Origin of the sequence: Janthinobacterium kumbetense, from assembly GCF_023703445.1 — a bacterium.
GTDB lineage: Bacteria > Pseudomonadota > Gammaproteobacteria > Burkholderiales > Burkholderiaceae_D > Janthinobacterium > Janthinobacterium kumbetense.
On the sequence record NZ_JAMQGR010000002.1, the window covers coordinates 462071 to 475401 of the forward strand.

15 protein-coding genes are annotated in these 13331 nt (G+C 64.0%); 3 read left to right on the plus strand and 12 right to left on the minus strand.

The features are described 5' to 3' along the window. Positions 1 to 3 precede the first annotated feature (3 nt). Positions 4 to 1014: a substrate-binding domain-containing protein gene (locus NCG91_RS09485; protein ID WP_077398629.1), complete on the minus strand. Its 1011-nt coding sequence runs from the start codon at positions 1012 to 1014 to the stop codon at positions 4 to 6. Positions 1015 to 1467: 453 nt separating this feature from the next. Between NCG91_RS09485 and NCG91_RS09490 the strand changes: the two genes are divergently transcribed. Beyond that, positions 1468 to 1800: a hypothetical protein gene (locus tag NCG91_RS09490; RefSeq protein ID WP_251349474.1), complete on the plus strand. Its 333-nt coding sequence runs from the start codon at positions 1468 to 1470 to the stop codon at positions 1798 to 1800. Between the two features lie 7 nt (positions 1801 to 1807). Here NCG91_RS09490 and NCG91_RS09495 read toward each other — a convergent pair whose 3' ends face one another. Next, entirely contained in the window at positions 1808 to 2851 is a 1044-nt protein-coding gene (locus NCG91_RS09495) for an MBL fold metallo-hydrolase (protein WP_251349475.1), read from the minus strand. A gap of 169 nt (positions 2852 to 3020) precedes the next feature. On the opposite strand from NCG91_RS09495, the gene NCG91_RS09500 reads away from it, so the two are divergent. Continuing rightward, positions 3021 to 3644: a TetR/AcrR family transcriptional regulator gene (locus tag NCG91_RS09500; RefSeq protein WP_251349476.1), complete on the plus strand. Its 624-nt coding sequence runs from the start codon at positions 3021 to 3023 to the stop codon at positions 3642 to 3644. On the opposite strand, the gene NCG91_RS09505 is transcribed toward NCG91_RS09500, so the two are convergent. Together NCG91_RS09505 and NCG91_RS09510 are read right to left on the minus strand one after the other, a co-directional pair. After that, on the minus strand, positions 3617 to 4723 hold the full coding sequence (locus NCG91_RS09505; protein ID WP_251349477.1) for a WD40/YVTN/BNR-like repeat-containing protein: 1107 nt from the start codon (positions 4721 to 4723) through the stop codon (positions 3617 to 3619). The two genes, NCG91_RS09500 and NCG91_RS09505, sit on opposite strands and share 28 nt — an antisense overlap. Positions 4724 to 4727: 4 nt before the next feature. Further along, positions 4728 to 4997, minus strand: coding sequence for a MoaD/ThiS family protein (locus NCG91_RS09510; RefSeq protein WP_251349478.1), 270 nt, complete (start codon positions 4995 to 4997; stop codon positions 4728 to 4730). Between the two features lie 91 nt (positions 4998 to 5088). Between NCG91_RS09510 and NCG91_RS09515 the strand changes: the two genes are divergently transcribed. Then, complete coding sequence (locus NCG91_RS09515) at positions 5089 to 5400, plus strand: hypothetical protein (RefSeq protein WP_070258491.1); 312 nt, start codon at positions 5089 to 5091, stop codon at positions 5398 to 5400. 1 nt (position 5401) lies between these two features. On the opposite strand, the gene NCG91_RS09520 is transcribed toward NCG91_RS09515, so the two are convergent. The 8 genes from NCG91_RS09520 to NCG91_RS09555 form a co-directional block, all read right to left on the minus strand. After that, the gene (locus NCG91_RS09520; RefSeq protein ID WP_251349479.1) at positions 5402 to 5698 is read right to left on the minus strand and encodes a 2Fe-2S iron-sulfur cluster-binding protein; all 297 of its coding nucleotides are present in this window, start codon (positions 5696 to 5698) and stop codon (positions 5402 to 5404) included. 9 nt (positions 5699 to 5707) lie between these two features. Next, positions 5708 to 6859 carry a Gfo/Idh/MocA family protein gene (locus NCG91_RS09525; RefSeq protein WP_251349480.1) on the minus strand — a complete coding sequence of 384 codons (1152 nt, stop codon included), beginning with the start codon at positions 6857 to 6859 and terminating at the stop codon, positions 5708 to 5710. A gap of 9 nt (positions 6860 to 6868) precedes the next feature. Further along, positions 6869 to 7921: a sugar phosphate isomerase/epimerase family protein gene (locus tag NCG91_RS09530; RefSeq protein WP_251349481.1), complete on the minus strand. Its 1053-nt coding sequence runs from the start codon at positions 7919 to 7921 to the stop codon at positions 6869 to 6871. Between the two features lie 93 nt (positions 7922 to 8014). Next, positions 8015 to 8950 (minus strand): substrate-binding domain-containing protein, encoded by a 936-nt coding sequence (locus NCG91_RS09535; RefSeq protein WP_226941190.1) that lies wholly within the window; start codon positions 8948 to 8950, stop codon positions 8015 to 8017. A gap of 88 nt (positions 8951 to 9038) precedes the next feature. Beyond that, the gene (locus NCG91_RS09540; protein WP_099665841.1) at positions 9039 to 10064 is read right to left on the minus strand and encodes an ABC transporter permease; all 1026 of its coding nucleotides are present in this window, start codon (positions 10062 to 10064) and stop codon (positions 9039 to 9041) included. Beyond that, entirely contained in the window at positions 10045 to 11532 is a 1488-nt protein-coding gene (locus NCG91_RS09545; RefSeq protein ID WP_251349482.1) for a sugar ABC transporter ATP-binding protein, read from the minus strand. The genes NCG91_RS09540 and NCG91_RS09545 overlap by 20 nt, the downstream gene beginning before the upstream one ends. Further along, complete coding sequence (locus NCG91_RS09550; protein ID WP_251349483.1) at positions 11532 to 12557, minus strand: LacI family DNA-binding transcriptional regulator; 1026 nt, start codon at positions 12555 to 12557, stop codon at positions 11532 to 11534. Before NCG91_RS09550 ends, NCG91_RS09545 begins: the two co-directional genes overlap by 1 nt. Before the next feature lie 159 nt (positions 12558 to 12716). Continuing rightward, the gene (locus tag NCG91_RS09555; protein ID WP_251349484.1) at positions 12717 to 13304 is read right to left on the minus strand and encodes a hypothetical protein; all 588 of its coding nucleotides are present in this window, start codon (positions 13302 to 13304) and stop codon (positions 12717 to 12719) included. Positions 13305 to 13331: the final 27 nt, after the last annotated feature.

Genomic DNA, 13331 nt, shown 5'->3' on the forward strand with positions numbered 1-13331 from the left:
TTTTCATTCAGGGCAGCGCCCCACCGTCGCCCCCGGCAACAGTACCGGTTGCCAGATTTCCTGCAGCCGTTCCGGCGGCGTGCCGGCCAGCAGGGATTGCAGCATTTCGACCATCTTCGCGCCGGCGCGGCGCAAGTCGGGCTGGTCGATGGTGGTGACGTTGATGCCGATCAAGGTGTCTTCCACATTGCCCCAGACGATGACGGAGATTTCCTTGCCGATCTCGATGCCCGCATCCATCAGCGCGCGCACCACGCCCACGCCGGACAAGTGGTTGTCGACGATGACGGCCGTGGGACGGGGCGAGCAAGCCAGCAATTGCTGCATGGCCTGGTAACCGCTGCGGCGGTCGAAAGTATTGTCGAGCAAATAGTGGGGATCGACCGGCAAGCCCGCTTGCGCCATGCAGCGGATAAAGCTTTCCTTGCGCTCATAAGCAAAATGCAGCTCCAGCGGCGCGCTCAGCAGGGCGATGCGCTGGTGGCCATGCGCCGCCAGGAACGACACGGCCAGGTCGATGCCCGTGTCGTTGTCGTAATCGAAATATGCATACGGCGCGTCGATGCGCGTGCGGCCATTCGCGACAAAGGGAAAGCCCACTTTCGTCAAATACGCGATGCGCTCGTCGACCACCTTGGTGCGGCCCACCACGAGGCCATCGACCTGGCGCCCGCGCACCATGGTTTCATACGAGGGCTGTTCATTCTGCGGCGACACGGGGGCGATGATCAAGCTCATCTTCGACGCTTCGACGGCATCCGACATGCCATTCACCACGGAAAGAAAGACGCTGTCGCCCAGGTCGCTGGGCAGCAGCGGATAGATCATGCCCAGCACATTGGTGCGGCCGACGGCCAGGCTGCGCGCCAGCGGGTTGGGCCGGTAGCCGACTTTCTTGGCGGCGGCCAGGACGATTTCACGGGTGCGGGAATTGACTTCCGGATAGCCGTTCAACGCCCTGCTGACTGTCGTTTTTGACATGCCGAGGGCAATTGCGAGGCTCTTGAGATTCATGTTAACTACCTGTCTGTATGGCAAAAGAAACCAACTCTGACCGTCAATTATAGCCCAGAGCGCCAAACAGACCGCGCATTCGCGTGCGCAGACACGGTAGAAAAACAACAACACATTGACTATTTAAAAAGCAACGTTTTAAATGCGACCACGTTTGCCCTCTTCTTGGCACGGCATCGCTGATGGCAGACAAACAAGGGCCACAAGCGACAGCGGGTACTCACTTTGACAACTATCTCGCCAGCGCCGGCATGCCGCTGCGGCAACACGCAGCGCGCACGATAGCATTATCAAGAAAACATAATTCACTGGAACTGTGCGAGAATTTGTCCTACTCTTGATTCAGGTAAAGATTACCGCTTGGCATGTTCTGACAATGATGCCTGGCACAGCACATCGGTCCGGGCTTCCCCCATCCCTGCACGCCTGGACATACTCTCAAAGGTGAACAATGTGGTCACGCTAAGCTCCGTCAACAACTTGCAAGCCTCGCTGGCCACGGCGCAACGCCGGGTCGAACAAGGCCAGAACCAGGTACAGCGCGACAGCGAACAACTGGCGCAAAGCCGCCAGCTGCTGGCGCGGGAACAGGAGTCGCTGAGCCAGACGCAGCGCAGCAGCCAGCAAGCCCAGGCCGATGCCCCGGCCGCCGTCAAGGCGCCGCAGCTGGACCAGGCGATCAAAGTGGCCGTGCCGCAACAAGCCATCCCCGCCGCGCCGAAAAACACGCCCCAGCTGAACGGCTATGGCCAGACGGTGGGACGCCTGATCGACGTGACGGCGTAGGGCGAGCCTACTTCGCCATTTCCTCTTCCAGCATCGCCAGCCACCACTTATTTCCCTTCTTCGGCTGCGCCAGGTCGACCGCCTCGCCCATCTGCGGCGTGGCCAGGTTCACGCCCTGCTTGGCCGCCAGCCCCGCGATGCGGTCGAACGGTTCATGCCAGGCGTGCAGCCCCAGGTCGAAGGTGCCGTTATGCACGGGCATCAGCCACTTGCCGCGCAAGTCCAGGTGGGCTTGCAAGGTCTGTTCCGGCTGCATGTGCACGTCCGGCCACAGCTTGTCGTAGGCGCCCGTCTCGATCATGGTCACGTCGAACGGGCCGTACTTGTCGCCGATCTGCTTGAAACCGTCGAAATAGCCGGAGTCGCCGCTGAAAAACACGCGCACCTCCGGCGCGTCGATGACCCACGAGGCCCACAGGGTTTGATTGCCGTTAAACAAGCCGCGTCCCGAGAAATGCTGCGACGGCGTGGCGACGAGTTTCACACCGGCAATCGTCGTGCCTTGCCACCAGTCGAATTGCCGCACCTTATCCTTCGGCACGCCCCATGCCACCAGGGTATCGCCCACGCCCAGCGGCGTCACAAAGTGTTCCGTCTTGGCGGCCAGTTGCAGCACGGCAGCGTGGTCGAGGTGGTCGTAATGGTCGTGCGACAGGATGACGGCCTTGATCGGCGGCAAGTCAGCGATGCTGATGGGCGGCTGGTGGAAACGCTTCGGTCCGGCCCACTGCACCGGCGAAGCGCGTTCGGAAAACACGGGGTCGGTGAGGAAGAATTCATTGTTCAGTTTCAACAGCAGGGTCGAGTGGCCCAGGCGAAACAGGCTGTTGTCGGGCGCGGCCAGCAGTTGCGCCCGGGTCAAGGCTTGCACGGGCACGGCTGCGGCCGGCACGGTGCTGTCGGGCTTATCGAAGAAAAACGTCCACATCAGCTTGAGCGTTGCGGCCGTGCCCAGCTTGTGCATTTGCACGGGGTTGCGGAACTTGCCGTCGAGGCGTTGTGGCGATTCTATGGGCGCGGCAGGCGCGGCGCGCAAGGTGCAAGAACTCATGATGATCAGGACTCCCAAGGATAGGAGACGACGTGCGACTCGGTGCAAGTGCATATGCGGCCCGGCAAAGAATTAACAAGGGTTAAATTACACTACACAGTGTAGTTCCTATTTCTGGCAAAGTAAACCAAGAGGTGTAAAATATTGTTTTCAAAGGAGATTTCCCGCCATGGCCGCACCGCAACGCCTCACCGACCGCAAGCGCGTCGCCATCGTCGATGCCGCCATCGCCGAGTTCCGCGAGCACGGTTTTGATGCGACCAGCATGGACAAGATCGCCGCCACGGCCGCCGTATCCAAGCGCACCGTGTACAACCATTTCCCCAGCAAGGACGAGCTGTTCGCGGAAATCCTGCAGCGCATGTGGGAAAGCAGCATGGCCCAGCCTGCCGTGCCCTATGTTGCCGACCAACCCCTGCGGCCGCAAGTGCTGGCCCTGGTCGAGCAAAAGATGGACTTGCTGTGCGATCCGGCCTTCATCGACCTGGCGCGCGTGATCTTTGGCGAAACCATCCACTCGCCCGCGCGCGCGCAAGCGATGGTGACGCGCCTGAATGAAAAGGAAACGGGCTTGAATATCTGGATCCGCGCGGCGCAGCAGGACGGGCGCATCAAGGCGGGCGAAACGCTGGAAGTGGCGCACCTGCTGATGTCGCCCTTGAAAACCTTTGCCTTCTGGCCGCAGATCACCCTGGGCGAGCCTTTGCTGGGCCCGGCACGCCGGCGCGAAGTGACGGAACTGGCCGTCGATATCTTCCTGTGCTATTACGGCGTGGTAAAACAGACGGCATAAACGGGCGGCAAGTGGGCGGAGATGGTCTGCCAGTGTTCACCCTCGTCGCCTGAAAACCAGGCGCCGCCCGTCGTCGACGCCATCAACAGACTGCGCCCATCATCGGCCAGCGCCAGCCCGTGGCGGTAGACGAGGTCGTAGCAATGCTGCTGCGGCAAGCCCGCGCGCAAGACTTCGAAGGTTTTCCCGCCATCGCGCGTGCGCGTCACGGCCAGCGCGCCGTCGATGGGAATGCGCAGCACGTCCGCCTGCGCCGGCACGAACCAGGCCGTGTCGCCATCGCGCGGATGCACGGCCACGGCAAAGCCGAAATGCGCCAGCGGCGCCGTCGTCACCTCTTGCCAGTGCCAGCCGGCATCGTCCGAGCGCCAGATGCCGTTATGGTGCTGGCACCACAGCGCGTCCGGCGCGCCGGCGCTGCGCACGATGCGGTGCGGGTCTTGCACGGCTTCGTTTTCATCGAGTTCGGGCGGCATGTAATCGGCGCGCATGCCCGTCGCGCTCAAGGCCCAGCTGGCACCGCCATCGACCGTTTGCCACACGCCGCCGCAGGACACGCCGACCAGCACCTTGGCGCTGTCGCGCGGGTCGACGCAGATGCTGTGGATGCCGGGCACGTCGTAGCCGCCGCCAAACCACTGCGCCCGCTGCGGCACGTTCCACAGGGATTCCACCAGCTGCCAGCTGTCGCCGCGGTCGCTGGAGCGGAACAGGCCGCCAGGCAGGGTGCCCGCCCACAGCACGCCGGGCTGGTCCGCGCCGCCGGCCGCCAGCGACCAGATCTGCCGCAAGGTCCAGTCCACCGTATCGCTGCTGCCTTCCGGCTTGGCGGGATAGGCGGGCACGGCGACTTCTTTCCATTCGCCACTGCCCGCGTCGCGCCGGTGCAGCTTGGCGCCGAAGTGGCCCAGGTTCAGGGCCGCGTACAGGGTGCCGTCGCGGCCGTCGTGCAGCAGCATGGACACGGGGTCGCCGGCAAACTGCACCAGCGCCAGCTGCCAGGCGCCGGCCGCATCGACATCGAACTGGAACAGGCCCTTGCGGGTGCCGAGATACGCGCGCTGCGGGACTGCTGTCATGGCGTCAACCTCCGGAAAGTGCCTGCAAGATATACACCTGGCTGTCGGGCCGCAAGGCGTCGTCGAGCATGCGCCGCTCGCGGCAGCGGGCGCCGTCGATGAAGATCACCACATTGGGGCGCAGCGCACCCTGCTCGTCGAGCACATAGCCGCGCAGGCGCGGCTGCCGGGCAAACGCGGCATCGAGGGCGGCGCGCAGGCGAGGCGCATCCACCTCCACGGCAGGAACGTCGAGGAAACGCGCCAGTTGTTGCGTAAAGTGCAAGTTCGCCATGCTGCCTTCGACGTCATCGGCCTGGACTCATTCTAGTCCCCTTTGCGGCCAATACAATTAAAATAGAGGCAAGCACACAAGGAGGCCAGGCATGACGATTACCCCGGAAGAACTAGCGGTGCTGATGCAGGAAGTGGAAGTGGCCGATCCCATCGATTTTGCCGACTTGCCCTTCGACGAGCAGGAATTGCGCGGACTGATCGCCAACCACCTGTGCGAGATGGCCGACGCCATGGAAAGTTTCAGCCCGGAAGACCGCAACCTGGCCTTGCTGGCCGTGGCGGCCAAGCTGGTGCTGGAAAACCTCGTCTTGCACGTGCAATTGCTGCGCCGCCACGGCTTGCCCGTCAGCGACAGCGTGGACGCGCTGCTGCAGCGCCTCAAGGGCGGCAAGCCGTCGTGAATTAATTGCCCGTGCGCACCGCGCGCGCCTGGATGGTGACATCGCTGTCCGCCACGGCCACGCAAGGCAGGATGTAGCCGTCGAGCCGTTCATCGGGGCTGATGCCGGGCCAGTCCACCGTGTAGCGTATCGTTCCTTCGGGCATGTGGCACAGGCAGGTACGGCAGGTGCCGTTGCGGCAGGAACTGAGCAGGCGGATGCCGGCCAGTTCGGCGGCGGCCAGGATGGTGCTGCCCGCATCGGCCGGGAATTGCCAGCCTTGCGGGATGATCGTGATGGTAAAGGGAGGCGCGCTCATGCCTCCAGTTTAACAGTCCGCCAGCGCGGTCCAGCGACCGCCATCCGCATGGCTGCGCAGCACGGCTTCCGCAAAGGCCAGGCCCGCCACGCCGTCGGTGACGGTCGGCAGCCAGCCCGCTTCCTCGGGCACGGGCAAGCCAGCTTGCAAGGCGCGGATGCGCAAGGCCGCATCCAGGTACAGCTGGGCGAACGCTTCCAGATACCCTTCCGGATGGCCGGCCGGCACGCGCGTGGCGTGGCGCGCGGCAGCGCTGTCGACCCGGCCCGGGCGCAGCAGCTGGCGGTTGCCGCCCTGCGGCGTGAACCACAGCTCGTTCGGTTGTTCCTGATCAAAGTCCAGCTGCGCCTTGCTGCCGAACAGGCGCAGGCGCACCGTGTTTTCGCAGCCGGTCGCCACCTGGCTGGCCCACAGGGTGCCTTTCGCCCCGTTGGCATAGCGCAGCATCACCTGCACGTGGTCGTCCAGGCTGCGGTTGGGAACAAAAGTGGACAGTTCCGCCAGCACGGCATGCGGCGTCAAGCCGCTGACGAATTGCGCCAAATGATACGCGTGCAAGCCCACGTCGAGCAGCACACCGCCCGGCCCCGCCTTCTGCGGATCGTTATGCCAGTTGCCTTCGCTCATGCCGCCCGCCGCGATGGCATCGGCCAGCCAATCCTGCGAGTATTCCACCTGCACGAGGCGCAGCTCGCCGATGTCGCCCGCCTCGACCATGGCTTTCGCGTGGCGCAGCAGCGGGTAGCCGCTGTAGGTATGCGTGAGCGCAAACAGCAGATTTTTCTGCTGCGCCAGCGCCGCCAGCGCCCGGCCTTCCGCCAGAGATATTCCCAGCGGCTTGTCGCAGATCACGTGGATGCCCGCTTCCAGGAACGCCGTGGCGACGGGCGCATGTAAATGATTCGGCGTGACGATGGCCACGGCCTCGATGCCGTCCGCGCGCGCGGCTTCCGCCTGCGCCATGGCGCGGTAATCGCTGTAGCAGCGCTCCGGCGCCAGGTGCAGCGCGGCGCCGCTGTCGCGCGCGCGCTGCGGGTCGGACGACAGGGCGCCCGCCACCAGTTCATACTGGTCGTCGATGCGCGCCGCGATGCGGTGCACGGCGCCGATGAATGCGCCCTGCCCGCCCCCTACCATGCCCAATCGCAAGCGTCGCTGCATGTCGTCTCCCTATTTCAAGCCAAGCAAGTGATGGATTTGATCCTGGTCAACCGCGCTGCCCGCGAAATCATCGAACGCGTGCTCGGCCACGTGGATGATGTGCTCGCGGATGAAGCGCGCCCCTTCGGCCGCACCATCCTCCGGGTGTTTCAGGCAGCATTCCCATTCCAGCACGGCCCAGCCGGGAAAGTCGTACTGCGCCATCTTGGAAAAGATGGCCTTGAAATCGATCTGCCCGTCGCCCAGCGAGCGGAAGCGCCCGGCCCGGTCTTGCCAGTCGCCATAGCCGCCATACACGCCCTGGCGCCCGTTCGGCCGGAATTCCGCATCCTTGACGTGGAAGGCCTTGATGCGCGCATGATAAATGTCAATGAAGGCCAGGTAGTCGAGCTGCTGCAGCACGAAGTGGCTGGGGTCGTACAAGATGGATGCGCGCGGGTGGTCGTTGACGGCGGCCAGGAAACGCTCGAACGTCACGCCATCGTGCAAGTCCTCGCCCGGATGCAATTCGTAGCACAGGTCCACGCCGGCCGCGTCAAACGCGTCGAGGATGGGTAGCCAGCGCCTGGCCAATTCCGCGAACGCCGTTTCCACCAGGCCGGCGGGGCGCTGCGGCCACGGGTACAGATACGGCCAGGCCAGCGCGCCGGAAAACGTCACGTGCGCCGTCAAGCCCAGGCGCTGCGAGGCGGTGGCCGCCCACAGCAGCTGCTGCGTGGCCCAGGCCGTGCGGGCGGCGGGATCGCCCCGCACCTGTTCCGGCGCAAAGCCGTCGAACAGGGCGTCGTAGGCTGGATGCACGGCGATCAGCTGACCCTGCAAATGCGTCGACAATTCCGTCACCTGCAAGCCGTGGCGCGCCAGCAGGGCGACCACATCGTCGCAATACTGCTGGCTGGCAGCCGCTTGTTCCAGATCAAACAATCGCGGCGCCGTCGGCAGCTGCAAGCCCTTGTAGCCCAGGCCGGCCGCCCATTGCGCCAGGTGCTCGAGCGAGTCGAACGGCGGCTCGTCGCCGAGAAACTGGGCCAGGAAGATGGCCGGGCCCTGGATGGTTTTCATATCGATGTCCTGTTAGATAAAGCCGGGGTCAGACCCTCAATGCCGCTAACGCAAAGGTCATTGCTAGCGGGCGAGGGGGTCTGACCCCAGATTTTAAAAAGGCGAGTTCGGAAAGTAGAACTGCTTGGCGTTCTCGCGCGTGATCAGCACCGACGGGATGATGGTGTTGGCCGGCAATTTATCACCTTTCAGGCGCGCTTCCGTCGTCAGCTTGATGGCGTCGTACATGAACTTGGGCGAGTACGACACGTCGGCCACGATCAGCGGGTCGGAACCGTCCATGATCTTCTTCACGGCGCCCTTCGCGCCCGCGCCGCCGAACACTTGCTTGATGTCCGTGCGCTTCGCTTGCGCGATGGCCTTTTGCACGCCGATGGCCATGTCGTCATCGGCAGCCCAGACGGCGTCGATATGCTTGAAGCGGGTCAGGTAATCCTGCATGACCTTGAAGGCGTCGTCGCGGTTCCAGTTGCCATACTTGGCGTCCAGCACCTTGATGTCGGGATGGCCCTTCATCACGGCGGAAAATGCGTCATAGCGCTCGTTGTCGAGCGTCGTCGGCATGCCGCGCAGCGCGACGATATTGCCCTTGCCATTCAGGCTTTTCGCCAGGTACTCGGCCGGCAGCTTGCCGAAGGCCGTGTTGTCGCCCGCAATGTAGGCATCCTGCGACTGCGTGTTCGTCAAGCCGCGGTCCACCACCGTCACGTACACGCCCTTGTTCTTCACTTGCGCCACGGGCTGCGTCAGCGAGGCCGACTCGATGGGGAAGATGACCAGGGTGTTGATCTTGTTCACCGTCAACATATCCTGCAGCTGGTTCGCCTGTTCGGGCGCCGTGGCGGCCGTCTTGACGATGATTTTCAAGCCAGGATGGGCTTTTTCCAGTTCCGCCTTGGCCTGGTTGGCCCACCACACGATGCCCGAGGTAAAGCTGTGCGTGGCCGTGGGAATGGCCACGCCCACCACCAGCTTTTCTGCCGCCTGCGCACTCGGCAGCGCCCACGCCTGCATCACCAGCACTGCCATCCCTGCTACCCGTATAAAGCTCTTCATGCTGCTCTCCTCCAAGGTTGTGGGCGCCCGGTGGCCGCCCTTTCAGAACGCCGCTGTGTTTTTATTTGCGGCCTCGCTGCAGGAAGGCGACGGCGATGATTACCACGCCTTGCACTGCGGCATTCAGGTAGACACTGATGATGCTGGTCAAATTCAGGATGTTGCTGATCACGGATAATAAAATCGCGCCGATGACGGTGCCGACGATGCGCCCCTCGCCCCCTTTCAGGGCCGTGCCGCCCACGACGACGGCGGCGATCGCTTCCAGTTCCCACAGCAAGCCCGTCGTGGGCGTGGCCGAGCCCAGGCGTGGTACGTACAGCACGGTGGCGATGCCCACGCACACGCCCAGCAGCATGTAGGTGGCGATTTTCACCTTGTCGACGTTGATGGCCGCATAGCGCGCCACTTGCTCGTTGGAACCAATCGCCTGCACGTGGCGGCCGAACGTCGTGCGGTTCAAAATGATGGCGCCGGCCGCCGCGACGAAGAGGAAAATCCAGATGGGGATCGGCGCGCCCAGCACGCTCGTGTAGTAGACGGGGCTGTACAGCTCGGACAGGGTCGCGTCCAGGGTCAGCGCGCCGCCATCGGCCAGGTACGTCAAGACGGCGCGGAAGATGCCCAAGGTGCCCAGGGTAACGATGAACGGTTCGATATTGCCCTTGCTGATCAACAAGCCATGCATCAGGCCAAAGCCGGCGCCCAATATCAGCGCCATGGCGATGCCCAGCACCAGCATGGTGATGGGCGCCAGGTCGCCGCCCGCCCCTTGCGCCAGCGCATTCATGAAATAAATCATGCAGCCGGCGATCAGGGCCGCCATGGAGCCGACGGACAGATCGATGCCGCCGGAAATGATGACGAACGTCATGCCGACGGCGATGATGCCAATAAAAGCCGTGCGCGTGAGCACGTTCATCAGGTTGTCCACAGTGGCGAAGTCGCCATTGAGCAAGGTGCCCGCGATGCACAGGGCCAACAGGCCCAGCACGGGGCCGAAACCCTTGATGCGCGCGCCCAGTCTGGCGATGCTGGCGCCCGGGGCGCCGGTGGAGACAGTGGTGTCAGTGCGTGCCGGTTGCATGGGCAATCAACTCCTCTTCGGTCAGGTGGTCAGCAGACAGGGTGGCTTGCAAGGTGCCGGCGCGCATCACGGCGACCCGGTGGCACAGGCCGATCAATTCGATCAGTTCGGATGAAATCACGATCACGGCGCGCCCCTCGGCGGCCAGGCGGTGGATCAAAAAGTAAATGTCGCGCTTGGCGCCCACGTCCACGCCGCGGCTCGGCTCGTCCAATACCACGACCCTGGGGTCCGAATGCAGGTATTTCGCCAGCGCCAGCTTTTGCTGGTTGCCGCCCGACAGCATGCGCGCGCGGCTGTCCAGGTCGCCCGTGCGGATATTGAAGTCCAGCACCGCCTTGGCCAGCGCCGCTTTCTCGCCTGCCACGTCGAGCCACGGCCGCGCATAGCGCTCCATCGTCATCAGGGTGAGGTTTTCGCGCAAGCCCAGGTTCACATGTAGACCTTTTCCCTTGCGGTCTTCGCTCAAATACGTCATGCCATGCTGCATGGCCTGCTTGGGCGTGCGGATATCCACGGGCTGGCCATTGAGATGGATCAACCCCGCGCTGCGCGGACGCAAGCCCAGCAGCGCCTCGAACGATTCCGTGCGCCCCGCCCCCACCAGGCCCGCAAAGCCCAGCACTTCGCCGGCCCGCACCTCGAACGACAGGTTTTTCGACCAGCCGGGTACGCACAAGCCATCGACCTTCAACAACACGGGCGCGTCTTTCGCCAGCGCCACTTTCGCCGGGAACATGTCCGACAATTCGCGCCCCACCATCAGGTTCGCCATCTGCTGGCGCGTGAGGCTGGCCGTCGGCTCGCGCGTGACGAAACGCCCGTCGCGCATGACGATGACCTCGTCCGTGTTGCGCTCCACTTCATCGAGCTTGTGGGAAATGTAGAGAATCGTCACGCCATCCGCTTTCAGCTGCGCCATCACGGCGAACAGGCGCTGGGTTTCCGACGACGTCAGGGTGGCCGTCGGTTCATCCATGATCAGGAAGCGGGCGCGGCGCGACAGGGCCTTGGCGATTTCCACAAGTTGCTTTTCAGCCACAATCAAGTCGCGGATTTTCGTGTCGGGCGACACGTCCAGGCCCACCTGTTTCAGGTAGCGCGACGCCTCTTCGCGCATGGCGGCCTCGTCGAGCAGCCAGCCGCGCGTCTGCTCGTGGCCGAGGAACATGTTTTGCGCCACCGTCAGGTGCTCGGCCAGGTTGAATTCCTGGTGGATCAGCACGATGCCGGCCGATTCCGCCGCGCGCGAACTGGCAAAGCGCCGGGGCTGGCCATCGATCAGCAACTGCCCTTCGCTCACCGCCTCGTAGCCGGCGAGGATTTTCATCAAGGTCGACTTTCCGGCGCCATTTTCACCCAGCAAGCCATACACGCGCCCCGGCGCCAGGTTGAAACTGACGCCATGCAAGACGCGCACGGGGCCGAAATCCTTGCACACCCCCTCGAAACCGACGGCAACGCTCACTATGCACTCCCTCGCAAGACCAAGTTATGGTTAAGCAACACGCCCGGCACCTGTGCCGCCGGGTCCGCCAAGCGCTGCAGCAACAGTCTCGCCGCCGTCTCGCCCAGCTCGCGCATGGGCTGCGCGATGGTGGTGAGGCCCGGATCGATCTGCGCGGCGATGGCGATATCGTCGAAGCCGATGACGGCCACGTCTTCCGGCACGCGCTTCTTCAACTGGCGCAGCGCGCTCAGCACGCCGATGGCCAGGGTGTCGGAGACGGCAAAGATGGCCGTGGGCGCGCCGGGCTGCGCCATCATCCGCAAGGTGGCGGCCGTGCCCGCTTCGTAATCGAGGCTTTGCACCGTGTGCACCCACTGCGGCTGCACGGGCAGGCCGGCCCCCGCCAGGGTGTCCAGATAGCCTTGCTGGCGTTGCCGCGCGTACAGATAGCGTTCATCCGAGTTGATCAGGCCGATGCGCGTATGGCCGCGCGCCAGCAGATGCGCGACGGCGTCGGAGGCGGCCCGGTGATTATCGATGCCGACATAGGGCACGGCCACGGCGGGGTCGAATTCGCAGCACGCCACCCACGGCAGGCTGACGGATTCATGCGACAAGGCATGCTGCACCGTGTCCGGATCGAGGCAGATGGCGCCATCGGCGCGGTGCATGCGCAGCAAGTCGAAATACGAGCGCTCGCGGCCCGCGTCGGCGCCCGTGTCGCACAGCAACACGAAATAGCCGTGTTCGCGCGCCACCGTGTCGATGCCGCGCACGATCTGCGCATAAAACGGGTTGCCCACGTCGGGCACCATGGTCAGCAGCATGCGGCTCTCGGCCGTGCGCAGGCTGCGCGCCAGATGGTTCATGCGGTAGCCCAGGGCCGCCACGGAAGCGAGCACCTTGTCGCGTGTGGGCGCCCGCACCCCGGCCTGCTCGTTCATCACGCGCGACACGGTGGCCACCGACACGCCCGCATGCGCGGCAACGGCGCTGATGGAGACGGTTTCTGTCGGCAAAGGTGATGGAACGGCTGGCGGCATGAAGGTGCTCAATAAAATGTAATCGATTACATTTATAGGCCAGTCGCGCGCGCGATGCAAACATTATCGATGCTGCGATGCGCAAAAAAGAGGCAGGAATGCGGCAGGAATGCGACAAAAAAAGGGCAAAACCGGCCCTGCGCGGGCCGTCGGATACAGCTATTTCTGGGCTTGCAAGGCGCTTTGCTGCACGGCAAAACCGGCGCGCACGGCGGACAGGGCCGCCACCCACAGGATCAGTCCGGCACCGAGACAGCCGATGGGGTGCATGGGGCCATGGCGCACGGTCAGCGGATAGCCGATGGCCCACACGCACAGGGCCATGCCGATGGCCAGGTGACGGCGCGCCTTGAACAGCCAGGCCAGCGGGAAGAAATGCAGGCCCACGATCAAAATGACGGCGGGAATGAACCACGCCTGCAAGCCCATGTTTTTCAGGACGTTGCCGACGATGAAGATGGCGATCCATTGCCCGGCGTTCACGATATTGAACAGCCGCCCCACGCGTTTCGCTTCCGGCGATTGCTCCGCCGCCGCATGCGCGGCGCGGTGGCGCCGGAACTGGCGCCACGCCAGCATGAACAGCAGAACGGTGATGCCGGCGACCGGCAGCAGCCTGAGCGGATGCGCGCCATACGTCTGCACGCACCAGGCGGCCACCCACAGGCCGCCAAACAGGGAAAAGAACATGGCGCCGATGGCGCTACGGGCCAGCGCGGCGGCGGGGTCGGGTTGCGGCAGGGTCATGGCATGGTCTCTCGGCAAGTAAAAACG